Origin of the sequence: Arenibacter sp. ARW7G5Y1, from assembly GCF_003201775.1 — a bacterium.
In the GTDB taxonomy this organism is placed as follows: domain Bacteria; phylum Bacteroidota; class Bacteroidia; order Flavobacteriales; family Flavobacteriaceae; genus Arenibacter.
Window position 1 is genome coordinate 26286 of the sequence record NZ_QJJZ01000015.1, and the last position, 26424, is coordinate 52709.

Annotated in this window: 26 protein-coding genes; 20 read left to right on the plus strand and 6 right to left on the minus strand. The window is 39.2% G+C overall.

Features of this window, described 5'->3' with window-relative positions:
• The first annotated feature begins 202 nt into the window (after window positions 1-202).
• The 9 genes from mnmD to C7972_RS18645 all read left to right on the plus strand — a co-directional run bounded on the left by mnmD (window position 203) and on the right by C7972_RS18645 (window position 10104).
• Complete coding sequence (gene mnmD, locus C7972_RS18605; protein ID WP_110357678.1) at window positions 203-868, plus strand: tRNA (5-methylaminomethyl-2-thiouridine)(34)-methyltransferase MnmD; 666 nt, start codon at window positions 203-205, stop codon at window positions 866-868.
• Window positions 869-997: 129 nt separating this feature from the next.
• On the plus strand, window positions 998-1960 hold the full coding sequence (locus tag C7972_RS18610) for a TIGR01777 family oxidoreductase (protein WP_110357679.1): 963 nt from the start codon (window positions 998-1000) through the stop codon (window positions 1958-1960).
• Window positions 1961-2097: 137 nt separating this feature from the next.
• Window positions 2098-2670, plus strand: coding sequence for a nucleotide exchange factor GrpE (locus tag C7972_RS18615; protein ID WP_110357680.1), 573 nt, complete (start codon window positions 2098-2100; stop codon window positions 2668-2670).
• 9 nt (window positions 2671-2679) lie between these two features.
• Window positions 2680-3804, plus strand: a complete 1125-nt coding sequence (gene dnaJ / locus C7972_RS18620; protein ID WP_110357681.1) for a molecular chaperone DnaJ — start codon at window positions 2680-2682, stop codon at window positions 3802-3804.
• Window positions 3805-4896: 1092 nt separating this feature from the next.
• Window positions 4897-5820 (plus strand): ABC transporter ATP-binding protein, encoded by a 924-nt coding sequence (locus tag C7972_RS18625; RefSeq protein ID WP_110357682.1) that lies wholly within the window; start codon window positions 4897-4899, stop codon window positions 5818-5820.
• 5 nt (window positions 5821-5825) lie between these two features.
• A complete protein-coding gene (locus tag C7972_RS18630) occupies window positions 5826-7163 on the plus strand; it encodes an ABC transporter permease (protein ID WP_110357683.1) in 1338 nt (445 codons plus the stop codon).
• A 1-nt stretch (window position 7164) separates the two neighbouring features.
• On the plus strand, window positions 7165-8061 hold the full coding sequence (locus tag C7972_RS18635; protein ID WP_110357684.1) for a mechanosensitive ion channel family protein: 897 nt from the start codon (window positions 7165-7167) through the stop codon (window positions 8059-8061).
• Complete coding sequence (locus C7972_RS18640) at window positions 8051-8929, plus strand: DUF6268 family outer membrane beta-barrel protein (RefSeq protein WP_110357685.1); 879 nt, start codon at window positions 8051-8053, stop codon at window positions 8927-8929. Before C7972_RS18635 ends, C7972_RS18640 begins: the two co-directional genes overlap by 11 nt.
• Before the next feature lie 11 nt (window positions 8930-8940).
• Window positions 8941-10104, plus strand: a complete 1164-nt coding sequence (locus tag C7972_RS18645; RefSeq protein ID WP_110357686.1) for a sigma-54 dependent transcriptional regulator — start codon at window positions 8941-8943, stop codon at window positions 10102-10104.
• Window positions 10105-10254: 150 nt separating this feature from the next.
• Here C7972_RS18645 and C7972_RS18650 read toward each other — a convergent pair whose 3' ends face one another.
• A complete protein-coding gene (locus C7972_RS18650) occupies window positions 10255-10944 on the minus strand; it encodes a hypothetical protein (RefSeq protein ID WP_110357687.1) in 690 nt (229 codons plus the stop codon).
• A gap of 399 nt (window positions 10945-11343) precedes the next feature.
• Here C7972_RS18650 and C7972_RS18655 point away from each other — a divergent pair, with 399 nt between their 5' ends.
• The 3 genes from C7972_RS18655 (at window position 11344) to C7972_RS18665 (ending at window position 14679) form a co-directional block, all read left to right on the plus strand.
• Window positions 11344-12222 carry a PPK2 family polyphosphate kinase gene (locus tag C7972_RS18655; protein ID WP_110357688.1) on the plus strand — a complete coding sequence of 293 codons (879 nt, stop codon included), beginning with the start codon at window positions 11344-11346 and terminating at the stop codon, window positions 12220-12222.
• Window positions 12219-13592, plus strand: coding sequence for a M28 family peptidase (locus C7972_RS18660; protein WP_110357689.1), 1374 nt, complete (start codon window positions 12219-12221; stop codon window positions 13590-13592). The genes C7972_RS18655 and C7972_RS18660 overlap by 4 nt, the downstream gene beginning before the upstream one ends.
• A gap of 154 nt (window positions 13593-13746) precedes the next feature.
• Window positions 13747-14679 (plus strand): peptidylprolyl isomerase, encoded by a 933-nt coding sequence (locus tag C7972_RS18665; RefSeq protein ID WP_110357690.1) that lies wholly within the window; start codon window positions 13747-13749, stop codon window positions 14677-14679.
• Between the two features lie 471 nt (window positions 14680-15150).
• Here C7972_RS18665 and C7972_RS18670 read toward each other — a convergent pair whose 3' ends face one another.
• Together C7972_RS18670 and C7972_RS18675 are read right to left on the minus strand one after the other, a co-directional pair.
• Window positions 15151-15342 (minus strand): cold-shock protein, encoded by a 192-nt coding sequence (locus tag C7972_RS18670; RefSeq protein ID WP_026812084.1) that lies wholly within the window; start codon window positions 15340-15342, stop codon window positions 15151-15153.
• A 542-nt stretch (window positions 15343-15884) separates the two neighbouring features.
• A complete protein-coding gene (locus tag C7972_RS18675; protein ID WP_110357691.1) occupies window positions 15885-16523 on the minus strand; it encodes a peroxiredoxin in 639 nt (212 codons plus the stop codon).
• Window positions 16524-16879: 356 nt separating this feature from the next.
• Between C7972_RS18675 and C7972_RS18685 the strand changes: the two genes are divergently transcribed.
• Window positions 16880-17431: a YfiT family bacillithiol transferase gene (locus C7972_RS18685; protein ID WP_110357693.1), complete on the plus strand. Its 552-nt coding sequence runs from the start codon at window positions 16880-16882 to the stop codon at window positions 17429-17431.
• Window positions 17432-17491: 60 nt separating this feature from the next.
• Here the strand turns inward: C7972_RS18685 and C7972_RS18690 are convergent, their stop codons facing one another.
• Window positions 17492-18052 (minus strand): thioredoxin family protein, encoded by a 561-nt coding sequence (locus tag C7972_RS18690; protein WP_110357694.1) that lies wholly within the window; start codon window positions 18050-18052, stop codon window positions 17492-17494.
• Between the two features lie 188 nt (window positions 18053-18240).
• On the opposite strand from C7972_RS18690, the gene C7972_RS18695 reads away from it, so the two are divergent.
• The 3 genes from C7972_RS18695 to C7972_RS18705 are packed head-to-tail and all read left to right on the plus strand — an operon-like array spanning window position 18241 to window position 20546.
• Entirely contained in the window at window positions 18241-18579 is a 339-nt protein-coding gene (locus tag C7972_RS18695) for a tRNA-binding protein (protein WP_110357695.1), read from the plus strand.
• 3 nt (window positions 18580-18582) lie between these two features.
• On the plus strand, window positions 18583-19503 hold the full coding sequence (locus C7972_RS18700; RefSeq protein WP_110357696.1) for a bile acid:sodium symporter family protein: 921 nt from the start codon (window positions 18583-18585) through the stop codon (window positions 19501-19503).
• A 38-nt stretch (window positions 19504-19541) separates the two neighbouring features.
• Complete coding sequence (locus C7972_RS18705) at window positions 19542-20546, plus strand: lysophospholipid acyltransferase family protein (RefSeq protein WP_258364894.1); 1005 nt, start codon at window positions 19542-19544, stop codon at window positions 20544-20546.
• 65 nt (window positions 20547-20611) lie between these two features.
• Here C7972_RS18705 and C7972_RS18710 read toward each other — a convergent pair whose 3' ends face one another.
• Both C7972_RS18710 and C7972_RS18715 read right to left on the minus strand, forming a co-directional pair.
• Window positions 20612-20983, minus strand: a complete 372-nt coding sequence (locus C7972_RS18710; RefSeq protein WP_110357698.1) for a PUR family DNA/RNA-binding protein — start codon at window positions 20981-20983, stop codon at window positions 20612-20614.
• An 80-nt stretch (window positions 20984-21063) separates the two neighbouring features.
• A complete protein-coding gene (locus tag C7972_RS18715; RefSeq protein WP_110357699.1) occupies window positions 21064-22818 on the minus strand; it encodes an ABC transporter ATP-binding protein in 1755 nt (584 codons plus the stop codon).
• 180 nt (window positions 22819-22998) lie between these two features.
• Between C7972_RS18715 and nusB the strand changes: the two genes are divergently transcribed.
• The 4 genes from nusB (at window position 22999) to C7972_RS18735 (ending at window position 26269) form a co-directional block, all read left to right on the plus strand.
• Window positions 22999-23946 carry a transcription antitermination factor NusB gene (nusB, locus tag C7972_RS18720; protein ID WP_110357700.1) on the plus strand — a complete coding sequence of 316 codons (948 nt, stop codon included), beginning with the start codon at window positions 22999-23001 and terminating at the stop codon, window positions 23944-23946.
• A 133-nt stretch (window positions 23947-24079) separates the two neighbouring features.
• A complete protein-coding gene (locus C7972_RS18725; RefSeq protein ID WP_110357701.1) occupies window positions 24080-24553 on the plus strand; it encodes a DUF1573 domain-containing protein in 474 nt (157 codons plus the stop codon).
• Between the two features lie 12 nt (window positions 24554-24565).
• A complete protein-coding gene (gene yajC, locus C7972_RS18730) occupies window positions 24566-24853 on the plus strand; it encodes a preprotein translocase subunit YajC (protein ID WP_110357702.1) in 288 nt (95 codons plus the stop codon).
• 96 nt (window positions 24854-24949) lie between these two features.
• Window positions 24950-26269 (plus strand): Gfo/Idh/MocA family protein, encoded by a 1320-nt coding sequence (locus C7972_RS18735; protein ID WP_110357703.1) that lies wholly within the window; start codon window positions 24950-24952, stop codon window positions 26267-26269.
• Window positions 26270-26424 lie beyond the last annotated feature (155 nt).

A 26424-nucleotide genomic window follows, 5' to 3' on the forward strand; every position in this document is an offset into this window, starting at 1 on the left:
ATTAAAGTGTTCTTTCTGTCACAGGAACTGCTGGGGTTAGAGGTAATTGTAAGTGGTTAGGCCTTTGTTGAAGTAAGGAGTGTTCTGGAAAAAAGACATTTTGCCCGTGGAGAAGAAAATCCAAAGAGGAAATTACAGACCTAATGAAGGTAACGAAAAAATATGCCCTTGAGGCAGATGGCGTATTGATAAAAAGAATAAATTGAAAAGAAAAATTATAACTACGGCCGACGGTTCCAAAACTATTCAGATCGAAGATTGGAACGAGCAATATCATTCCGTACACGGTGCTGTTCAAGAAGCCTATCATGTCTTCATCAAGAACGGCCTATCCCTATTCCATGACAGACAATTATCTATTATGGAAATTGGCTTCGGAACGGGATTGAATGCCCTTATAACATTATTGGAATCGGAGAAACAGGGTTTGGAGGTGGCCTATACTGGTGTTGAGGCCTATCCCGTACTTCCGGAAGAACTGGAGCAATTGGAATATACAGGGGCTTTGGATGCCGTGTATTTGGAACAGCATTTTTTTAAGATGCACCAAACTTCTTGGGAGGAAGCGCATTCTATATCGGCCAATTTTTCATTGTTAAAGCGGCAAATCGATTTTAGGCAAATTTCGGACATAGACCTATTCGACCTAATTTATTTTGATGCCTTTGGTGCCAGGGTACAGCCAGAACTTTGGACGGAGGAAGTATTTGCCATAATGTACAGGGCTTTGAAACAAAATGGAGTGCTGGTAACCTATTCTGCCAAGGGCAGTGTAAGGAGGGCCATGCAGGCAGTAGGTTTTGTCGTGGAACGCTTACCGGGCCCCCCTGGGAAAAGGGAAATGCTAAGAGCCTTAAAAGTTTCCTAATTAATATGGCGGTATTATGGTTTACTTAACACCTAAAGGGCTTGGACTGTTAAACCTACACTAAAGTGAATTATTTAGATCATAAAAACCCATATATTTATATCAAAGTCGATAGAAAGAAGCAAGGGTATGAAGGTTTTGATAACAGGTGCAACAGGTTTGGTGGGGCGTGAAATTGTAAATTTGTGCAAACAGAACAAAATCTCGGTAAATTACTTGACCACCAATAAGGATAAAATCGTTTCCCAGAAGGATTTTAATGGCTTTTACTGGAATCCGGAAAACAACGAAATAGACGCAAATTGCTTCAATGGGGTAACTACAATAATTAACCTTGCAGGATCCAGTATTTCCAAGAGATGGACACGAAACAATAAAAAAAAGATACTTAACAGTAGGGTAAAATCCCTGAGGACTTTATTGGGCGCTATTTCCAAAATTGGGGTCCATAGTATTAAAACAATTGTATCCGCTTCTGCGATAGGGATTTACCCCAATTCCCTTTCCCAATATTATAAGGAAGAGGTAGAAGAGGTGGATGACAGTTTCTTGGGAGAGGTGGTCTCTATTTGGGAGAAAGAAGTGGATGCATTTGAAAAATTGAATATTCAAACTGCCAAGATTAGGATAGGGTTGGTAATGTCCGATAAAGGAGGGGCATTGCCGGAAATGGCCAAACCTGTAAAATATTATGTGGGGGCTGCCATAGGTTCGGGCAACCAATGGCAATCTTGGATTCATCTTTACGATCTCGGACGAATATTTCTATATGTTATTTTAAAGGACCTAAGTGGAATTTATAATGCCGTGGCCCCCAATCCGGTGACCAATGTTAAGCTTACCAAAGAAATAGCAAGGGTTTTGCAAAGACCGTTGATCTTGCCCCATATTCCGAAAACTTTAATACGTTTGGGTTTAGGTGAAATGTCCTATTTGTTGTTTGCCAGCCAGCGAGTAAGCAGTAAAAAAATAGAGGATTCGGGTTTTGATTTTGCCTATCCCAATATTTGCAGGGCACTGGAGAATATTTATTTGGACAAGGGAGGGTACACGGCAAGGGATGCGCTCTATAAGAATGGGCTTATTCCGTAATCATGACAATTTTTTGAGTTCCGAACATCCGCCATTGGTGGATGTTTTTTTATAAAGTTTAATGACATTATGACATTTTTAAAGAATTGGCAGTACTTTTGCCATTTGAAATTCGGAAGTATATAAATGTATTATAAATGAGCAACGAAAATAAAACAGAAGAGATGGAAGATGATGTTCTGAACAATATAGAGAATCAAGATTCGGAACAGGACGGTTCATCTGCCGGGAGTGAGAACTTTGATAAAAAGGAAGGGCTAAGCCAGGAAGAGCAATTGCAGGAGGAACTTAATAAGGAAAAGGATAAATTTTTACGTCTTTTTGCGGAATTTGAAAATTATAAAAGACGTACCTCCAAGGAAAGAATGGATTTGTTTAAGACGGCGGGTCAAGAAGTAATTGTGTCATTATTACCAGTTATCGATGATTTTGATCGTGCTTTAAAGGAAATTTCCAAGTCGGAGGATCAGGAAATGTTCAAAGGGGTAGAATTAATAAGCAATAAATTTAAAGAAACTTTAAAAAATAAGGGTCTTCAGGAAATTGAAGTCAAGCAAGGTGATTCCTTTGATGCGGAAATTCACGACGCCATCACCCAAATTCCAGCCCCTAGTAAAAAATTGAAAGGAAAAGTAGTGGATGTAGTTGAAAAAGGTTTTAAACTGGGGGATAAAATCATACGCCATCCAAAAGTGGTTGTAGGAAATTAAAATTATTTTATGAAGGAGGATTATTATGACATCTTGGGCATTGGGAAAAATGCTACAGCGGCCGAAGTAAAGAAAGCTTATAGGAAAAAGGCAATCGAGTACCATCCCGACAAAAACCCAGGTGATGCCAAGGCAGAGGAAATGTTTAAAAAAGCGGCCGAAGCCTATGAAGTTTTAAGCGACCCCAATAAGAAAGCGCGGTACGACCAGTATGGCCACGCGGCCTTTGAAGGCGGTGGCGGATTTGGCGGCGGTGGCATGAATATGGATGACATTTTTAGCCAGTTCGGGGATATTTTCGGCGGCGCCTTTGGTGGTGGAGGTTTTAGTGGCTTTTCCGGATTTGGTGGCAGTGGCGGTCAAAGACGTGTTAAGGGAAGCAATTTAAGGATAAGGGTTAAGTTGACCCTAGAGGAAATTGCCAATGGTGTAGAAAAGAAGATTAAGGTAAGGCGAAAAATTCAGGCAGAAGGGGTAACCTATCAAACCTGTGGTACCTGTGGCGGTCGAGGACAGGTTACCAAAATAACCAATACAATTCTAGGGAGAATGCAGACTGCAGCTACCTGCAGCACCTGTGGGGGCAGTGGACAAATAATTGATAGGAAACCCAGTGATGCGGATGCCAATGGACTAAAAGTTTCAGAGGAAACCGTAAGTATCAATATTCCTGCTGGAGTAGAGGATGGAATGCAGTTAAAAGTGCCCAATAAAGGAAACGATGCACCTGGGAATGGAGTTCCTGGAGATTTATTGGTGGCGATTGAGACAGAAGAGCACGATACTTTAAAACGGGAAGGGGACAACCTTCATTATGATCTTTATATCAGTATTTCTGAAGCGGTTTTAGGTACCTCAAAAGAAATTGATGCCGTAGGTGGTAAGGTTAGGATAAAACTGGAAGCCGGGATACAGTCCGGTAAGATCTTACGATTACGAGGTAAAGGTATTACAAGCCTAAACGGCTATGGCAGTGGGGATTTATTGGTACATGTAAATGTTTGGACACCTAAGGAATTAAATAAGGAGCAAAAGGATTTTTTCGAACGCATGCAGAACAACGAAAATTTTGAACCAAGACCAGAGAAATCCGATAAATCTTTCTTTGAAAAGGTGAAGGATATGTTCTCCTAAACGAGGGATTACGGTTTTAAATAAAAAACGTATATTTGAGATAATATTGGGAAACCAATATTATTTTCTTTTTCATAGCAATTTTTTTTCCCATCCTTGATTCGTTGAGGGTGGGTTTTGTTTTTAGTGAAACCCCTTTTTTATAAGCCCGAGGGGCGTAATAAACACGATTGGTTGAACTAATCCCGCCCTTCGGCGGGATCTATTAGTTGGATGTCGGCAAGCACCAAAGGTGCGCAATAAACATGGTCGGTTGAACTAATCCCGCCCTTCGGCGGGATCTTAACGTTTTTGCGGGTGGGTTTTGTTAATGAAACCCCGTTTTTATAAGCACCAAAGGTGCGCAATAAACACGGTCGGTTGAATTAATCCCGCCTTTTGGCGGGATCTATTAGTTGGATGTCCGGCAAGCACCAAAGGTGCGCAATAAACACGGTCGGTTGAATTAATCCCGCCTTTTGGCGGGATCTATTAGTTGGATGTCCGCAAGCACCGAAGGTGCGCAATAAACACGGTCGGTTGAATTAATCCCGCCTTTTGGCGGGATCTATTAGTTGGATGTCGGCAAGCACCAAAGGTGCGCAATAAACATGGTCGGTTGAACTAATCCCGCCCTTCGGCGGGATCTTAACGTTTTTGCGGGTGGGTTTTGTTAATGAAACCCCGTTTTTATAAGCACCAAAGGTGCGCAATAAACACGGTCGGTTGAATTAATCCCGCCTTTTGGCGGGATCTATTAGTTGGATGTCGGCAAGCACCAAAGGTGCGCAATAAACACGGTCGGTTGAATTAATCCCGCCCTTCGGCGGGACCCTACCTTGTTCCAAGCTTGGCTTTATGGCAACCACATCTTCAAATTTCCCAAGATACTCAATAAACAAGTTGGGTAATAAATACCCCCTAAGTTAAGGACGTACGCTGCTTTATTAATTAGTTCTGTTTTCTTGTTTTTTGGAATCGATAATTTTAGAATTTTATATAGAACCCAGCCTTCGATAATAATCCAAGTTAAAATACGTAAAAAAGTATAATTTATAAATATCCGTCCTATCTCTTAAATAGCAATTATATATCTTTGGGGAAATTGCATGCATGAATAATATATTGGTCGCTAATGAGGTTTCAAAGCAGTTTGGGAGCCATATAGCTCTCAACAAAGTTTCATTGGAAATTCCCAAGAATAGTATCTATGGTTTGCTTGGACCCAATGGAGCTGGGAAAACCACATTAATACGGATTATTAATCAAATAATTTATCCGGATCAAGGGGCAATTTACTTTGATGGTGAGCCATTGCGGGACCAGCATATTTCTATGATTGGATATTTGCCGGAGGAAAGGGGGCTTTATAAAAGTATGAAGGTTGGGGAACAGGCCCTGTATCTGGCCCAGTTAAAAGGACTGTCCAAGTCCGATGCCAAAATCAGGTTGAAATATTGGTTTGATAGACTGGAGATCGGGGATTGGTGGAACAAGAAAATACAGGAGCTCTCTAAGGGCATGGCCCAAAAGATCCAATTTATTGTAACAGTTCTACATGAACCAAAGCTTTTGATCTTTGATGAACCCTTTAGCGGTTTTGATCCTATAAATGCCAACCTTATTAAGGATGAAATCCTTCAATTAAGGGATAAGGGCACCACCATAATTTTTTCAACGCACCGGATGGAATCCGTGGAGGAACTATGCGAATATATAGCCTTGGTGCACAAGTCCGAGAAAATATTGGATGGTAAGCTTAGCGATATTAAAAAGGCCTATAAAAATAATATTTATAAGGTTGGGCTAGGGGTACAGAGCGCCAACGGTCTCTTGGAGGATCTAAAGGATAAATTTGAGATTCTATCTTCGGAATATGTAGATGACGGATTGCAACTAAATTTTACAGTGCAACTGCCATCTGATAATACAGGTCACTTTCTGGCCCATTTATCGGGCAAGGCAAATGTCAACAATTTCATGGAGACAATTCCATCGGCAAACGACATATTTATTAGAACCGTTCAATCCAGATAGTACTTATGGGTAAGTTATCGCTCATCATAAAACGCGAATATTTAGCAAAGGTTAGAAATAAATCATTTGTGGTCATGACTTTCTTGAGTCCGATCCTCATGGTGGGAATGGTAGTTCTTATTGTTTATCTGACCAAGATCAACGATAGTGAAAAACGGACTATTGGAATATTAAACGAAAGCAATTATTTTTCCACCGACTTTCAGGGAACGGAAAGTACTTCGTTTATAAAATTTAAAGATATAGGCCTGGAGGCGGCGAAGGATTCCATTCAAAAAATGGGATTTTATGGCTTGTTGTACATTCCCAATGATAAGGACTTGGAACAAGTGGTAAGTAGGTCTTTTTTTTATAGTAAGGATGCTCCGGGATCTTCTATTTTAGATAACTTGGAAAATGTATTCGAAGATCGATTACGTATGCAGCGACTACAGGAATTAGGCGTCTCTGTATCGGATTTTGAAAGTGTTGACAATAATTTTGAAATCAATACCGCTACCTTTTCAGGGGAACAGAACCTAAAAGGCATAACCGAAATGAAAGCTTTTATAGGTGGGGCATTTGGGTACCTGATCATGATGTTCATTATTATATACGGTGGCTTTGTAATGCGCAGTGTGATAGAGGAAAAAACCACCAGGATAATAGAAGTTATTATTTCTTCCGTGAAACCTTTTCAACTTATGCTGGGGAAAATAATTGGAACTTCCTTGGCTGGTGTTACCCAGTTCGCTATCTGGATTATTTCGGCCTTTATCATGTTTGGTGTATTGATTCTTGTTTTCGACATTGATCCATCTGCCCTTAACTCCGAGGCTGGCAATGCCCCTGGTCTGATAGGAGGGGCTGCCTATGTGACAGCATCGGATTCTGCCATGCAATTGTACGCGAACGAACTTTTTAGGATTCCTTGGATAATGCTTATTTGCTTTTTTGTCATCTATTTTGTCCTGGGTTACCTAATATATAGTTCAATATATGCGGCCATAGGGGCTGCAGTGGACAACGAGACAGATACACAACAATTTATTTTTCCAATTATATTGCCATTAATGTTGGCCATTTATGTTGGTTTCTTCTCGGTCTTTAATAATCCCCATGGCCCAATTGCTGTAGGGTTCTCATTATTTCCCTTAACATCGCCAATTGTAATGCTCATGCGTCTACCGGGCGGTATAGGTGAAGGGGGGGTGCCAATATGGGAGGTTGTGGTTTCAATTCTATTATTAATTATCACTTTTATAGGTATTGTATGGTTGGCGGCCAAAATATATAGGGTAGGGATATTGATGTACGGAAAGAAGCCTTCCTATAGGGATTTGTTTAAATGGCTGAAATATTGATATGGAGGAATTAAAAGGTATAATAAAGGGATTGGAGGAATTCCTCAGCTACAAAATTTGGCCTGGTGATAAGGTGGAAATTACCACTGCTACCCTTTTGACCATCATTGTTACAATAATCCTGGTAACCTACGCCTTAAAACTGATTCATAAATTGATTACCTCAAAGTTACCCGAGGAGGATAGGAATAAGTTTGTCAGTATTTTTGGATTTTTAAGGTACCTCTTTTATATACTGGTAGTACTGATCGTTCTGCATACATCCGGGGTCAATCTCACTGTTTTGATGACCGCATCGGCGGCGCTGTTTGTTGGTTTGGGATTTGCCCTTCAATATTTGTTTCAGGACATTATTTCCGGTATTCTGATTATATTGGATCAGTCTTTGCGCGTAGGGGATATTGTGGAGGTAAACCAAAAGGTAGGTCAGGTTTTCGAAATTCGATTAAGGACTACAAGGGCGCTTACTAGGGATGATAAGGTAATCATAATTCCCAACCATCAATTTTTAACGGATAGTATTTATAATTATACCCAAAATCATAAAAGTACCAGGGAGAACGTTAAGGTTGGAGTGGCCTATGGAAGCGATGTTGCTTTGGTGACTAAAATTTTGGAAAATATTGCCAGTGAACAAAAAGGGGTCTTGAAAAATCCCAAGCCATTTGTACTTTTTGAAGATTTTGGGGATTCCGCTTTAATGTTTTCCATCAATTTTTTCATTAACGACAGTTATGGAGATCCAAAAATTAAAAGTGCTATGCGGTATATTATAGATGCTAAATTTAGGGAGTACAATATAAGTATCCCTTTTCCTCAAAGGGATGTTCATATGTTTCAATCCCGTCCAATTGAAACGATGCAAGTAGAAAAAAAGGATATTGGGAATGGGAATTAAGGGAAAGGGTAGGGAATTCATTTTGGGATTCTTTTTGTCGATGAATTTTTGTCTTGCCCAAACACCGGATGTTTTTAGGTTAGAATATATGTTGATGCCAAGAAATACGGCTGAAGCAAAATTATCCAGAATTAAACTGGTGGCCAACCTGCCCATTAAAGTAGGAAAAAATGACAATATTATTGTCGGGGGCGAATACAATCGCATTGCCTACGATCTAAACCGTAGAACGCCCTATGACGATGTAATCACGGAAACCTTTCATGTTGCCGATTTAAATATGGCCTATATATTGCAGTACAATAAGGACTGGCGCTTTGTAGGGGTGGTAACGCCACGTTTGTCGTCCACTTTGACCAATGATATTGGGCAGGGGGATGTCTCCGTTAACATGACCATAGGGGCCTTACGGGATAGGCCTAAAATTGAAAAACCAACGCGCTTGGTACTGGGAATAGCCTATAACTCAACTGTGGCCGTTAGAGTTCCCTTGCCCTTGGTCTATTTTGAAAAGCGGTTCCATCCCAATTGGGCATATGTGGTGGGGGCCCCCAAGAGTGGCATGAAATATTTTTTTAACGATAAACATATGCTGCAGACCGAGTTTATTTTGGATGGATATTACGTTAATTTGCAGAATACGGTAATCAGCTCGGATTCTGGTGTTGCCTCTTCCATTTCTACCTCGGTGGCTTTGTTTACATTGGGATACCAATATGCAGTGGCCAAAAATATTTTCTTTTATGGCTACGCGGGCCATACCTTGTTTCAGGCGGGGGTGTTGAGGGATGAAGAGCGAAATGATATCTTTACATTGAACGATGAACCTAGTTTCTATTTTAGAACAGGTTTTAGGATTGGAATTTAAAATACATAATTATGTCTAGAATACTTGTAATTGAAGATGAATCGGCCATTAGAAGGGTTTTGGTGAAAATCCTTTCGGAGGAAAATGAAAACTATAAAGTGGAGGAGGCCGAAGATGGGTTGATAGGGTTGGAAACAATTAAAAAAGATGATTTTGATCTTGTACTTTGTGATATAAAGATGCCCAAAATGGATGGGGTCGAGGTTTTGGAAGCAGCGAGAAAAATAAAGCCCGAAATTCCCTTCATTATGATTTCCGGGCACGGAGACCTGGATACGGCAGTGAATACCATGAGGCTCGGGGCCTTCGATTATATTTCAAAACCACCCGATCTAAACAGGTTGTTGACTACAGTGCGCAATGCCTTGGATAGAAAGGATTTGGTGGTGGAGAATAAAATTCTGAAGAAAAAAGTAAGCAAAAATTATGAAATGATTGGGGAAAGCAATGAAATCTCCGTCATTAAGGAAATGATAGAAAAAGTAGCCCCAACCGATGCCAGAGTCCTCATTACGGGTTCCAATGGTACAGGTAAGGAACTAGTGGCCCATTGGATCCATGAAAAAAGCGAGCGGAATGCCAATCCTCTGATTGAGGTCAACTGTGCAGCAATCCCTTCCGAATTAATTGAAAGCGAACTTTTTGGACATGTTAAGGGGGCTTTCACATCCGCTGTAAAGGACCGGGCCGGAAAGTTTGAGGCTGCAAATAAAGGAACCATTTTTTTGGATGAAATAGGGGACATGAGCCTTTCTGCCCAGGCAAAAGTTCTTAGGGCACTTCAGGAAAATAAAATAAGCAGGGTAGGATCGGATAAAGACATCAAAGTAGATGTTAGAGTAGTGGCCGCCACCAATAAGGACCTAAAAAAGGAAATTGAAAGCGGAAGGTTTCGCGAAGATCTATACCACAGATTAGCAGTAATTCTAATTAAGGTTCCTTCATTGAACGATAGAAGGGATGATATACCTTTACTCATAAAACACTTCTCAGAAAAAATAGCCTCAGAGCATGGTAGTACTCCCAAAACCTTTTCTGCAAAGGCCATTGCCTTGTTAAAAGGGTATGACTGGACTGGGAATATTAGGGAATTGAGAAATGTTGTAGAGCGGCTTATAATACTTGGGGGCAACGAAGTAACCGAGGAAGACGTAAAATCTTTTGCCAGTAAATAGAGCTATTAATTTAGTAAAGAAGGGCTATTTGGAACCTAAGTATGAAGGTAGAAATTAGGCCTCGATACCCAATAGGTTCTTTAGTGTTTCGGGAAAATGGGGGTAAAGGGAACTAGTTAAGGCTTATTTTAATTATCTCATTGCTCATCGTTAGTTCCTGCAGCCATTCAACTTTTTAAGGGCATTGGCGGCAATTTCTTTGGTTTTTAGGTTATAGTATTTTTTGCCTGCAGAAAGGTTGGATTTTAGAAGTTGCTGTTCACAATTATTGTACACGTTTTGCGCAAATGCAGTGGCTTCTTTGCAATCTACAGTTTCCACTACCTTGTCCAAAGATTCTTTGAACTTTTCCAAGGCAATATTCACTTTGATTTCAAGGGTATTTGTATCTACAGGTTTAAGTGATTCTTTTGCAGCTATGGAAGTTTTGGTATTCATAGCCAGAACATCGTTATTATATCTGCTATCATGGGAATCGTGTTCGTTTAAGGCTTCCATACTTCCCAAAGCATTGTCCAAGGCCTTTTTTAGGAGTATTTGTACACCAGGTATAGAGGAGGCCCTAGTGGCATTGGTCAAGTTAACGGAACTTTCGTGTATAAGTGCCATGGCATGCTCGCAGCCACAATCCTCTAATTGGGACTTGGATTTCACTATGGCGTTCAATGCTTTATAGGCAAAATATTTGGAGATGTTAATGTCGTCGGTGGCAATGGCCTTTTCAGTTTGTGATTGGATGTAACCAATATTGGAACCGGCATATTCACAGGCTTTGTTACTCTTAAAGGAAGAAAAAATAAACAGCGCCAAAGAACAAACAATTATAACGGAATGTCTCATAAAGTAGGTTTTAGTTTATTGTTATACTGGGAAATATAACCTTGTAAAGGTAAGCTTACCACTTTGTATTTAGATGATTTTTTCGATGAAGTACATCTTAAAACTATGTTTTTAGACCAACAGTGGCTTTTTATGGATATAAGGTTGTGTTTTTTTTGGATTCCCTTGTATATGAAGCATATAGATCCACTAGGGTGCCTAATTTTACTTCGGAATTAGGGTAATTTCTTATGAATATGCGTAAATTTTAAGCCAACATAAGGTGAATGTCCAATACTTGGGTAATTATGATCAATACCTATAACTTAACGCATTCTGGCCTTAACTTTTAGGTAGTCTGAAAAATTTCATATATTTTTTGTCTTTAATTGCTCAATACAGGAGCACTAAAACCAATTCATGAAGAACATAGAAGCAGCAACTTATAAGGTTGATAGGGAAATTAAATTGGCCGATTTAAATACAAGGGAAGATTTGGGGTCTTCGGATAAAAAATTAAGGAAAGCACTTGAAAGCGTTAGGATAGAATTAGGGGAGTTTCAGGATACCATGTATGCCCATGCCAAATACAGCGTTTTAATTTGTTTGCAGGGTACCGATACTGCCGGGAAGGATAGTTTGATTAGGGAAGTATTCAAGGATTTTAACGCCAGGGGGGTAGTGGTGCATAGTTTTAAAGTGCCAACAGAGCTGGAATTAAAGCACGACTATATTTGGCGACACTATATTGCCCTGCCGGCAAAGGGAAAATTTGGGGTTTTTAACCGTACACATTACGAAAATGTTTTGGTAACCAGGGTGCATCCGGAATACATATTGAATGAACATATTCCCGGAATCCATAGGGTAGAGGACATAGATCAAAGTTTTTGGGACAAACGTTTTGAACAAATAAATAATTTTGAACGTCATATAGCGGAAAACGGGACCATTATATTTAAATTTTTTCTGCATTTATCCAAGGAGGAGCAACGGCAGCGATTATTGAGAAGGTTGGAATTAAGGAAGAAAAACTGGAAGTTTTCCCCTGGCGATTTAAAGGAAAGACTTATTTGGGACCAATACCAAAAATGCTACGAGGAAGCACTTAACAAAACATCAAAACCGCATGCCCCCTGGTTCGTTGTTCCTTCCGACAATAAAAAAGCTGCCCGGTTAATAGTTGCTTCAATTTTGTATGAAGAGTTAAAAAAATACAAAGATATAAGGGAACCCGAACTCGATGATAAAATAAAAGCTAATTTAGAAGAATATAAAAAACAATTGGAAAACGAATGAGGTATTTATTGTTGGTATTTTTACTAATTGCACTACAGATCGAAGCACAGAACAATGATGAAAAACAAATTAAAGAAATATATAACACGGCCCTTACCAATGGCAATGGATATGCTTGGTTAAATTATTTGTCCAATCAGATTGGAGGAAGACTTTCGGGTTCTTTGCAAGCACAGAAGGCTGTGGATTACACAAAAAAAGTTCTCGATTCCATGGGACTGGACCGCGTTTGGCTTCAGCCGGTCAAAGTCCCAAAGTGGGTAAGGGGTACACCGGAATTTGCTTATATAGAGAGCGATCCCGGATTGACCAATAATGTCCCCATATGTGCTTTGGGAGGTTCTGTGGCCACTCCTTTTGGAGGAATAAAGGCAGGGGTGGTTGAGGTTATGGGTATTGAAGGGCTAAAAACGCTGGGGAAAGAAAAAATTCAGGGGAAGATAGTGTTTTTTAATAAACCTATGGACCCTGTAAATATTGACACCTTTCAGTCTTACGGAGGTTGTTCGGACCAACGATATTCAGGTGCCGCCGAAGCGGCCAAGTACGGTGCCGTAGGGGTAATTGTCAGGTCCTTAAACCTTCGGTTGGACGATTTTCCCCATACAGGTGCTATGAGCTATGGAAACACGCCCATAGAGAGTAGGATTCCAGCCGCGGCCATAAGTACAAATGGAGCCGAACTGCTAAGTGCCACCTTAAAACTAAATCCGGGCATAAATTTTTTCTTTAGACAAAATTGTAAAATATTGCCGGATGTGGAGTCTTATAATGTAATTGGGGAAATCAAAGGAAGTACCTATCCAAATGAAATTTTGTTGGTGGGAGGACATTTGGATTCATGGGATTTGGGAGACGGTTCACATGATGATGGTGCTGGATGTGTGCAGAGTATGGAAGTGTTAAGGTTGCTAAAGGTTACAGGATATAGACCTAAACGTACCATACGGGTGGTCCTTTTTATGAACGAGGAAAACGGACTTCGTGGCGGTACCACCTATGCGGAGCAGGCGTCCAAAAATAATGAGAAACATATTTTTGCCCTGGAAAGTGATTCCGGTGGTTTTACGCCCCGAGGTTTTTCATTTGATTGCAATCAGGCCAATTTTAAGCAGATAGAGGGTTGGAAAAGCTTGTTTGAACCCTATTTGGTGCACCAATTTATAAAAGGGTGGAGCGGAGCGGATATTGGACCATTGAAAAATGATGATATTGTTTTGGCAGGTTTAAAACCGGACAGTCAGCGGTATTTTGATCATCACCATTCGGCCAACGATACCTTTGCGCATGTAAATAAACGGGAATTGGAACTTGGAGCTGCCTCTATGGCCAGTTTAATCTATCTCTTTGACCAATATGGCATCAAGTAGTTCTTGGCACTGTTTAAGGGAGTGGAACTTGGGGAAAGGAAATTTATTATGAAGAATGCCTACAGGTAGATGAAATGGGATTATCCAATCCGCAGTGTTTTTTATAAACAGAAAACTTATCCTTACCTTTGCGGACTAATTAAAAAACAGTGATATGCAAGACGGAATTTACGCAAAATTCAATACTTCGAAAGGAGAAATACTGGTAAAGCTTACGCATGATAAAACCCCTGGAACCGTGGGTAACTTTGTAGCCTTGGCGGAGGGTAATCTAGAAAATAGTATCAAGGCTCAAGGTAAACCCTATTATGACGGATTGAAATTCCATAGGGTTATTCCGGATTTTATGATACAGGGAGGTTGTCCGCTAGGAACCGGTACTGGTGACGGGGGCTATAAATTTGATGATGAATTTCATCCAGATCTTACCCATGACGGACCTGGCGTACTTTCAATGGCCAATGCCGGACCTGGTACAAATGGCACTCAATTTTTTATTACCCATGTGGCCACTCCTTGGTTAGATAACAAGCATACCGTTTTTGGGCACGTAGTGAAAGGTCAGGATGTGGTGGATGCCATTAAACAGGGCGATAAAATAGAAAGTTTGACCATAGAGCGAATTGGGTCGGAAGCGGATAATTGGAATGCGGTAGAGGCTTTTAGGACTTTTGAGGGTTCTAGGGAAAAAAGACTTGCGGAGGAAAAGAAAAAAATAGCAGCTGAACTGGATAAAGTTGCAGCTGGATTTAACGAAACGGAAAGTGGACTTAGGTATAAAATTGTTCAAGAGGGAAAAGGAAGCAAGGCCGTAAGTGGAAAAAATGTTTCAGTACATTATGAAGGATCTTTGTTGAACGGCCAAGTTTTTGATTCTTCCTATAAAAGAAAGGAGCCAATTAGCTTTCAATTAGGTGTGGGCCAAGTTATTCCAGGATGGGATGAAGGTATTGGCCTATTGAAGGTTGGGGACAAGGCCAGGTTTGTAATTCCTTCCAATTTGGCATATGGAAGTGCTGGTGCCGGCGGGGTTATTCCACCCAATGCCACCCTTATATTTGATGTTGAATTAATGGGGATAGGATAAATTCCAATTTTCACATAAAAAAAAGACCCTAAGAAATTGGGGTCTTTTTTTTTACTAATGGTTCAGAATTGAGAGACGAAAAATGTTTTCGACCCTATTGTGTTTAAGTTGAAATTAAACCTTATATGGTAAATTCAAAATTGCTTTCTATCTTTTGGTCTTATTAAGGCTCAATACTAAAAGCGCTATGTTTATTACCAATAAGGAGAGAAGAATGGTGAAAAAAGTAGTCATGCTTAAGTTATTTTAATGGTGCGATTTTAGTGTTTTTAAGGAAGATGGTAAAATTGGGGAAAGGTTGCGTTAAAAATATAAATATTACTTTTAAACATGAAAAATCCTACAAAACAGTCTTTTAATGAAATACTTTTACTCCCTAAACAGCTTTGGTTTAAATTTCGATAAAGTCCAATAAAAAAGCCCATCCGCTAGGATGGGCTCTATTTTCTAAAAAAAATTGTACCGTAATTATTAAATCACTTTTACATTTACTGCGTTCAATCCTTTTTTACCTTGTTGTAATTCAAATTCTACAACATCACCTTCGCGAATTTCGTCGATTAAACCAGAAATGTGTACAAAGTGATCTTCGCTTGAGCCTTCTTCAGTGATAAATCCGAATCCTTTGGAATCATTGAAAAATTTTACTGTTCCTTTATTCATTATAAAAAATTAAAAAAATTAAATTAGCCGCCAAGATAAGGTTTTATTATTTAACTACATGATTTTTTGATAGTTATATTTATTTTGGAAGATTTTGACACGATTTTTAAAAAGTGAATAAACGGCTAATCAACTGTGCGTTAATGTCCTCGGTCTTAAACTTTTACTTTTTCATATCAGTTTTTATGTGTTCTGCACGTTTTTTTAATTCCTACAGGGAAAATGGATTTTTTTTGCGCGCTAAATGAATTTCTGGGAATGTTGGGGTACAGGTTAGGGAAGTTTGATTAAAAAGAAGAATAATAAGGCGTCAACACCTAATTAAATTTAATTTTTTGTTTCTCTTGGCCTGCAGAAGTAGCCGCATTTGAGAATGGTTTTGGTCAAATAGGTGTTGTGGACAGTAGTGGGTTGGATAACATTATCTCAATCACCTCAATAACAAAGGAGCTACAAGGAATTGCTGTTATTGGGAGCTAAAACAAAATAGAGTCTTCCCTAACAGGGAAGACTCTATTGATATTATAGTAGTCCTATCCAAATTATAGGTTCGGCTGTGGGGTCATTCTTAAATAGGGCTTAATTTCTTCCACACCTTTGGTGAATATTTTTTTGGCATCCTCTGTGTTTATGGATGGACTTACAACCACCCTATCCCCATTTTCCCAGTTGGCAGGAGTGGCTACTTTATGATATGCTGTTAATTGTAATGAATCTATTACCCTGAGCAATTCGTGAAAATTACGACCTGTGGATGCAGGATAGGTAATTATGAGTTTTACAGTTTTGTCCGGGGCTATAATGTAAACCGAACGCACAGTTAAACTGTCGTTTGCATTTGGATGAATCATGTCGTAAAGGGTAGAGACCTTTTTGTCCTCATCGGCAATAATTGGAAAATTAACAGTGGTATGCTGTGTCTCATTAATGTCTTTGATCCATTCCCCATGAGAGGCTACCCCATCAACACTCAGTGCCAGCATTTTTACGTTCCGTTTGTCAAATTCTCCTTTGAATTTAGCGGCCGTTCCAAGTTCGGTGGTACATACCGGGGTAAAATCCGCCGGGTGCGAAAACAAAATTCCCCATCCATCACCTAAATAATCATATAAATTGATCATTCCCATAGAACTATCTGCTGTAAAATCAGGGGCTAGGTCGCCCAATCGTATTGTTGCCATATTTTGGTGCTTTAGTTAAAAGTTTATTATCCTATAAAATTAGTAGATTATCTTGTAATCGACTTTTTTAAAAGGTTAAAAATGTATTAAAATTTAACGAAATAAAGTTGTTTTTTGAAATTTGTTTAGGTGGAATTTATTTTTTTTTAATCTTTTGGGATGCAATACGTACTGTATTCGATCGTATAAATAATGGTCTTTTTTTTGCAAAAAAAACATTTAGTTTAATTGGGTTTGTAAGCACCATTGCCAATCGCCCTTCGATCCCGTTCTATGAATGGGAAAACTTTGGTAGGGTTTAATATTAATTATTGGGATAGCTAATATTATTCATTATACTTCTTTAATTTTATACAATGGAAGAAAGAAGCTTGGAAGAATTGAAATACCCCATTGGCCATTTTGTATATACCGGGAAGGTCAATGATATAACCTTGTCCGATTGGATATCCGAATTGGAAGCATTGCCTACCCGTTTAGAGGATCTGGTGGTTCCACTGAACGACCAACAGTTGAATACTCGGTATCGGCCAGGTGGCTGGACCATCAGGCAGGTGGTCCATCATATGGCGGACAGCCATCATCATAGTTATACCAGATTTAAATGGGCACTGACCGAAGATAAACCTATTATTAAGGCGTACGAAGAGAAGGAGTGGAGCAACCTTTTTGATGCCAAGACGGCCCCAATAGTACTATCCATAAATTATCTTAAGGCACTACATGCAAAATTGGTATATCTCTTAAAAGGTTTGTCCAAGGAGGATTTGGAAAGGGTGTATATTCATCCCGATGGTAATGTTGCGGTTAGCCTTATGGAGAATATTGGAAAATACGCCTGGCACGGCAATCATCATTTGGCACACATAGAGGGCATCATAGACCGTAAGGGCTGGAATTGTCCCTAGTACTTTAAGCTAAAGGGCCATGGTCTTCCATGAAATTTAAAGTAAAAATGTATTGGGCAACTATTGTTTCTTCCACTTGATATTACAGCCCATACTCGGTTTTTGGTCAATATTTATTTTGTTTCCGGAAAGAAGGGCATCCATGGCCGATTTTAAGTCCACTCCGCTCACTGGGATACCATTTCCCGGGCGGGAGTTGTCAAACTGACCTCTATATACCAGCCTTAAATTGGCATCGAATAAATAGAAATCGGGCGTACAGGCGGCATCATATGCTTTGGCAACCTCTTGACTTTCATCGTACAGATAGGGAAAAGTATATTTCTGTTCTATACTGATCAGTTTCATTAAATGGGGAGCATCCTGAGGGTAATTTTCTACATCGTTGCTGGAAATTGCAATAAATGAAATATCTTTAGGTTGATATTCCATTGCTGTTTTGACGATTTCGGTATTCAAATGCTTAACAAAAGGGCAGTGGTTGCAGATAAACATGATTACGGTACCCTTGGCCCCTTTTAAGTCTTGAAGGCTTTTTTGTTGGTCCGAAGTGGTATCGAACAATTTAAAGTTGGGGGCTATTGTGCCTATGGGCAGCATATTACTGGGTGTATTGGCCATGACTTTAATGTTTAGAAAAAAGGTCTACTGCAAAGTTAAAAGAAAAGATAGACAATTGTATGCGGTTCCCACATTAGATATTTTGTGGTAAAAGAAATATTTATAAAGTTGAAACTTTTGGCATGTGCCAATAGATCCTAAGACGTGAAATTTTCCAGTGAAATTATTGAAAAACTTAGAATTGTTCTGTGAAAGAAACTATTACTTGGCCCGATTTCTCCAAAATAGATATGAGAGTGGGCACCATTATTGAAATTAAAGATTTTCCAGAGGCCAGGAAACCAGCCTATCAGTTACATGTCGATTTTGGCAAGACGATAGGGATTAGGAAAACATCGGCCCAAATAACCCAAAGGTACTCCAAAGATCAACTTTTGGGGAAGCAGATAATCGCCGTGGTTAATTTTCCTAAAAAACAAATTGCAAATTTTATGAGCGAATGTCTTATATTAGGGGCTGTTGACGGTTCCGATGTAATATTACTGCGTCCGGATGACGAGGTTGACAATGGACTTAAAATCTCATAATTCTTGGTAACTACCCCCCTGGATAAGATTCATATAGACTTTAACCAACAATCACTTTGGGTGCTTAACGTGGCTTTGGCCCTGGTAATGTTAGGGATAGCATTGGATATATCCATAGATGACTTTAGACGATTGCTTAGAAAGCCCAAGCCGCTTTTTGTTGGTGTTTTGAGCCAGTTTGTTTTGCTTCCTGCCGTAACTTTTATACTTGTTTTGCTATTGGAGCCCTTGCCCAGTATTGCTTTGGGAATGTTTATGGTAGCTGCTTGCCCAGGGGGTAATATTTCCAATTTTATTACACATTTGGCAAAGGGCAATACGGCCTTGTCCGTAAGTCTAACGGCTGTGGCCACTTTATTGGCTGTCCTTATGACCCCTTTAAACCTTCAATTATGGGGCTCCCTATATGGCCCCACCGCATCAATACTTCAAGAAGTTGCCATTGCTCCTTTTTCAATGGTAAAATTAGTGGCATTGCTTTTGGCATTACCCTTAATTTCGGGGATGGCGATAAACCATATCAGGCCCAAAATAGCATCTAAAATAGCAGAAGTTTTAAAGGTACTTTCGTTGGTGTTTTTTGTGATTCTTATTTTTATTGCCTTATATGACAACAGGGACGTTTTTATGGAATATGTATTATATGTATTCTGGATAGTGGTCCTGCACAATCTTTTGGCTTTTGTAACCGGCTATTCGGTGGCTAAATTTTTTGGTCTTTCCCAAATGGATAAGCGAACCATTGGTATAGAAACCGGGATTCAGAATTCAGGCCTGGGACTGCTGTTGATATTTACTTTTTTTGATGGAATGGGGGGAATGGCCCTTCTGGCCGCGTTTTGGGGAATATGGCATTTGATATCGGGTTTGGCCATAGCAAGCTTTTGGGGGTATTTTCCAATTGATAAAGAAGAACTTGTTTGAGAAGGATAGGTTATTGTATTATATGGGTTTGGATTCGTTTGGCATTTACATTCTATTTTTCTGGAATAAAAGTTAAAGGTTTGCAGAATGTGCCTTTGGGAAAACCTGTTATGTTTGTATCGAATCATCAAAATGCCTTGCTCGATGCTCTATTGATAGCGACCCATTGTAATCGGAAACCTTATTTTTTAACTAGGTCCGACGTGTTTAAGGGAACCTTGTTGAAGGTGTTTTTCGAATTTTTACAGATGATTCCGGTGTATAGGATCAGGGACGGTAAGGATTCATTGGCGGGAAATAACGCCATTTTTGAACGCTGCTCTGAGCTACTGCAAAGGGGAGAGGCCTTACTTATTTTTCCGGAAGGCAACCACTCCCTAAAACGTCGGGTCCGTCCTCTAAGCAAAGGGTTTACCCGTATTTTGTTTCTGGCTTTGGAAAATAATCCAACTGTGGATATCACTGTTGTCCCAATTGGAGTGAATTATGCCAAGGCCGCAAAATTTCCCGATAAGGCAGCACTGTATTATGGCGAAGGGATAAGGGTCCAGGAATTTTTTAACAAAGAGGATTTGGCAGGATCGGCCAGCCGACTGAAGCAGGAAGTGTTTCATCATTTAAAAAGACTTACCACACATATTGAAGAGGAGTCCAGGTATGAGGAGATAGTGCATAAACTGGATAGGGCTAGGGTGGATTATCTGGATCCTGTGGACATTAACCTAATTTTGGAAACGGGGGTATTTCCAGAGTATAAAAAAAGAGAAAAAGAAGTACCTCAGAAGTACATTTTTAAGTGGGCATTTTTTATGTTGAACTTTCCAATGATCATTTTATGGTCCAAGCTCATTAAACCAAAAGTTAGCGAACCGGAATTTTTGAGCACAACCAGATTTATGTTTGCCTTATTGTATTACCCCTTGTTTTATCTTCTGCTCATGGGAGTAATGCTAATATTCTTCAATTGGCAGGCTACCTTAATGATCTGCTCGGCCCATTTTATCCTTGGCAGTATACTTGTTAAATTGTGGCGGGAAGACTAAATCATGGTAAAAGAAATGGCCCCTAATTACAGGGGCCATTAAATTTTTGTATAAGAATAAGAAGATTAAATATCGTCAAAGCTTACATCTGTAAAACTATCTGTAGAGCTAATAGATCCATTTTCTTCGGAATCTTCCTTTTTAAAATCTTTCTGGTGACGTTCGGAAATAACCTCTGTACCTTTTTCATCGATAATGTAATCCATCATCTCGTCCAAATTCTCCTTAAAGGCGGTAAAGTCTTCTTTGTATAAATAAATCTTGTGTTTTTTATAATGAAAAGAACCATCGTCATGGGTGAACTTTTTGCTTTCGGTAACAGTTAAATAATAATCTCCTGCCTTGGTGCTTCTAACATCGAAAAAATAAGTTCTTCTTCCTGCTCTTAAAACTTTAGAATAAATTTCTTCTTGGTCCATTAAATCTTTATCGCTCATTTCGTCTAGTGTATAGTTAATTTTTCATAGGTATATATCTGTCAAAAGTGGAAAAAAAAACCTAATATAACAACATTTTTCTATTTTTCTTTCTCAGAAAGTTGATGCATATAGAGCTCTTTGTAGTATCCTTCAACAGAATTTAATTCTTCATGTGTACCTTCCTGTATTAATTTTCCATCCTCCAGAACTATAATTTTATCTGCGTTTTTGGCCGAGGAAACCCTATGGCTTACAATGAGTGTGGTCTTATTTTTGGATTCTTTTTTCAGTTGGTTCAGAATTTCTTCTTCCGTTTCGGTATCAACTGCCGAAAGACAATCATCAAACAGGTAGATAGGTGGGTCCTTAAGGAGTGCCCTTGCAATGGAGACACGCTGTTTTTGTCCCCCACTTAAGGTAATGCCCCTTTCTCCCAAAATAGTCTCGTACTGTTTGTTGAAGCCCATTATGTTTTCATGTACTACCGCTTTCTTGGCCACGGCAATAATTTCCTCATCCGTTGAATTTTCTTTTCCAAACTTAATATTGTTTTTTATGGTGTCGGAAAATAGAAAAGCATCCTGTGGTACGGCGCCTATGGATTGTCGTAGGCTTTGTAGGTTTAATTCCTTAATGGGGACATCATCTATCAGAATTTCTCCGGAGTCAATGTCGTACAAACGGGCAATTAAATCTAAAATGGTCGATTTTCCTGATCCTGTTTTTCCCAATATAGCTACTGTCTCGCCCTGGTTTATTGTAAAGGATATGTTGTTCAGGGCCATAATGTTGGTGTCCTCGTAGGTAAACGTTACGTTTTTAAACTCAATCTTTCCTTTTATGGGAGTTTCCTCCTTAACGGTACTAACTATGTTGGGTTCTTCCTGCAAAAATTGATTGATCCGTTTTTGTGATGCTTCCGCCCGCTGCACTATGGAGGTAACCCAGCCCACGACCGCTACAGGCCAGGTAAGCATGTTTACATACAAGATAAACTCTGCAATGATACCAATTGACGCTATTTCCCCGTCTATATATTGTTTGCCGCCCACGTAGATGACAAATATATTGCTGATTCCGATCAAAAGGATCATCAGCGGGAAAAACCAAGCATTGACCTTGGCAAGATCCATACTTTTGTTTTTTCCGTCCAGGGCCAAATTTTTCAATTCGGCATTTACCTTAGGTTCCAGGGCATAGGCTTTTATAACCGAAATTCCTGAAAAGGATTCTTGGGTAAAGGTAGACAGGGTTGATAAAAACTCTTGCACAATTGTACTCCGCTTGTGAATTATTTTACTGATCTGATAGATCAATACAGAAAGAATCGGCAATGGCAACAGAGCATAGAGGGCCAGTACTGGTGCCTTTATGAACATTAGTGGAACCAGACAAACAAAAAGTGTTAGCGTTTGAATTCCGTACATAATGGCCGGACCTCCATACAATCGTACCTGGTTTACATCCTCGCTTATCCTGTTCATTAAATCCCCGGTCCTATTTTTTTTATAAAAATTGAGACTCAATAGTTGGTAATGGTCAAATACCTCATTCTTTAAGTCGTACTCAATGTACCTGGAGACATTAATAATGGTCTGTCTCATCAGAAATGTAAAGAAACCGGACAGCAATGCAGCTCCAACAATTATCAGGATGTATTCCCATAGCATTTCCTTGGCATCCGCCTTCAGAATTTCATTACCTACATAGCCTTCAACAACTTCAATGGATTTTTTTACATAGGAAGGCATAACCAATTGAAAAATTCGAGCTATCATGGTAATGATAATACCAATAAGGAGCTTAAATCGGTACTTCCTAAAATATTTATTTAAATGTTGAAGTTCTTTCATTGGCTATGAAACAGAAATTGCAGGATTTTGGATTACAATTGGGCAAAGATAGTTTTTTGGTTCTAAACCAAATGTTATAAAACACATAAGATAATACCCAAAAAGGTAGTTAGGATTAAAAAATATAATCCTATTTTTGTACCCGAATAATTTTTTATATTTTACTAAAGTTCTTTAAAAATGCTTACAAGAAGGCACATAAGGGTTAAAGTTATGCAATGTATTTATGCATTGACACAGTCGAAGGATGATTCCCTGGAAAAACAAGAGAAATTTTTGAAAGTAAGCATAGAGAACATGTACACACTTTACCTGTTAATGCTGAGCCTTTTTATAGAATTGCATGAAAGGGCAGAGAGTCAGCTTAGCCTATCCTCCAAAAAATATCTAAAAAACAACTCCGATTCCTATCCCGACAAGGAAAAATTCCTAAAAAATAAACTTCTGCTTCAAATTGCGGGGAACAAGACACTGAAGGATGAATTGTCCAAAAGAAAATTGAACAATTGGTATTTGAACGAAGAGTACATCAGGATAATTTACAACGAGGTTATGGAGAGCGATATATATGCCAAATATATGTCCAATGCCGAAAGTACTTACGAAGAGGACAAAAGGCTTATCATTGATTTGTTCCGGGATATAATTGCGCCCAACGAAAAGATTTACGATTATTTTGAAGATGACAAATTAACCTGGGTGGATGATATTCCCATTGTAAACACTTTTCTATTAAAGCAGTTTAAAAAAGTAAGGGAAAGTACTGTTCCTTCTTATTTTTTACCACCTCTTTTTAAGGATGGGGACGATATGGCATATGCCAATATGCTTTTGAGAAAAACCCTGTTGAACAATTCCAAACTGGAACAGGAGATCGAGGGTAAAACCCCTAATTGGGACAAGGATCGAATTGCGGATATTGATGCCATACTTTTGAAAATGGCAATTTGCGAACTCCTCAATTTTCCATCGATACCGGAACGGGTTACGATAAATGAATTTTTAGAAATCGCAAAGGAGTATTCCACACCTAAAAGTAGTATATTCATCAACGGTATATTGGATAAGCTGGTGAGGGAGTATAAAGAGGACGGGAAACTAAAAAAAGTTGGTAGGGGTTTGTTATAAACAAATATTCCTTAATTTTGCGCAAATAAAAAATTAGTAAAGATGAAATGAGCCATGGTAATTCTTCAAATTCACTGAGATGATTTATGGCGATTTGCATCTGACCTCTTAAGAAATAATTAAATTTAAACCGATGAAGAGAATATTTTTAACCGTAAGTATTATTTCTGTTCTTGTCCTTTCTTCCTGTAAGGAAAAGGCCTCCAGTAAAATTGAAGCTTCCAATGTAGAAGTTGCTGCCGAAAGGGATGCAGCTGCCAAGAGTCTTCCTGTGATGGAGTTCGATAAAGTAGAGCACGATTTTGGATCAATAGATCAAAACGCTCCCCAGGAAACTATTTTTACATTTACAAATACGGGCGACGCCCCATTGATAATTACCGATGCCAAAAGTAGCTGTGGTTGTACCATTCCCGAATATCCAAAAAATACGCCAATAGCACCAGGTGAAAAAGGGGAGTTGTTGGTGAAGTTTAACGGTTCAGGACAAAATCAGGTAACCAAGACCATTACTGTTACCGCCAACACCAGTAAAGGAAGTGAAACACTTCGAATAAAGGCATTTGTAACTCCAAAAGGTGCAGGTCCTGTAGGTCCTGTTAAATAAGTAAATAAAATTATGTTAGAACAATATCCATATCTTCCCCTAATATTAATGTTTGTAGTGGTGTATTTTTTTATGATCGCACCGCAAAGAAAACGTCAAAAACAAGAGAAGAAATTTACCGAAGAATTAAAAAAAGGAGATAAAGTGGTTACCAAGAGCGGTATGCACGGAAAAGTAGTAGATTTAAACGATAATGATTTTACTTGTGTTATAGAAACTATGGCCGGGAAAATAAAATTTGACCGTACCGCTATCTCCATGGAGATGAGTAAAAAAGTAAACGCACCCGAAAAGAAGTAATTTTTTTCTGAATAATTTAAAAAGCACCAACCTAAAGTTGGTGCTTTTTTTGTTGTAAAAATTTGTACATTAAGGACTTATTAAATCTATAAATTCATGATTCAGAACAGAAGAAAATTTATAAAAAAGAGTTCCCTAATAGCCATGGGGACGGGAGCGGCATTTTTATTTCCTATGGATCTATTGGCCTCCGTTAGAAGAAATATTAGTCCAAACGACAAAATCGGGGTGGGATTGATCGGTTGCAACGGCATGGGATTTAGCGATTTAAGTTCTATGCTTAAAATGAGTGAGATTGAGGTGGTAGCCCTCTGTGATGTGGATGATAGTGTGTTAAAAAAGAGAACGTCCGATTTGGAAAAGGCGGGAATAAAAAAACCAAAATTATATAAGGACTATCGGAAATTATTGGAGGATAAAGATGTGGATGTAGTGATTATTGGTACTCCAGATCATTGGCATTGCCTACAACTTTCCGATGCCGTAAAGGCTGGCAAGGATGTGTATTGCGAAAAACCCTTGGCCAACTCAATAGAGGAATGTAATCTCATGTTAGGTTCAGTACAGGCCAGTGATCGAATGGTGCAAATAGGGCAATGGCAAAGGAGTCAGCCCCATTTTGTGGATGCAATAGACTTTGTACATTCCGGGAAATTGGGAGAAATTCGTTTGGCAAAAGCCTGGGCTTATCAGGGTTGGATGGGATCTATCCCTGTTTTACCGGATACGGCCGTTCCTGAAGGAGTGGATTATAATATGTGGTTGGGTCCCGCTCCCCTAAAGGCGTTTAATGCCAACAGGTTTCATTTTAATTTTAGGTGGTACTGGGATTATGCAGGAGGATTAATGACAGATTGGGGAGTACACCTTATGGATTATGCCTTGTATGGAATGAAGGCCAGCACACCAAAATCGGTGATGGCCCTAGGGGGTAAGTTTGCCTATCCAGATGATGCATCGGAAACACCGGATACCTTGCAGACCGTTTATGAGTATGATGGTTTTTCAATTTTGTGGGAACACGCCACTGGGATAGATAATGGTAATTACGGGCGCAATCACGGTATAGCGTTTATTGGTAATAATGGCACCCTAGTTTTGGATCGCGGTGGATGGGAGGTAATTGCCGAAAAGGATAAGATGCAAAGTATACCCTTACAAAAAAATCAAGGGAACGGATTGGATAAACACACTGTGAATTTCATTGAAGCGGTGAAATCCAGGGATGCTTCCAAATTAAATGCTCCGTTAATAGTGGGGTATGATGCGGCTTTGGTGTGCCATATGGGAAATATAGCCTTTAAAACCGGTAACAGAATCTATTGGGACAATTATTCGGGCCAATTTTCGGACGATGCTTCCAATGCCTTGGTAAATGCCCATTACCACAATGGTTGGGAGTTGCCAAAAGGATAATAAAATGATGAAGAATTGGATGCTTTTGCTAGAAATTGCCATTGGGTTTTAACGTGCCAACTGGCATTGTTTTGAAATATTTGCCGTATTGGATGTGAATTGAAATAATTTCTTCTCTTTGTATACCCAACAATTTTAGGAAAATCCACCATAAG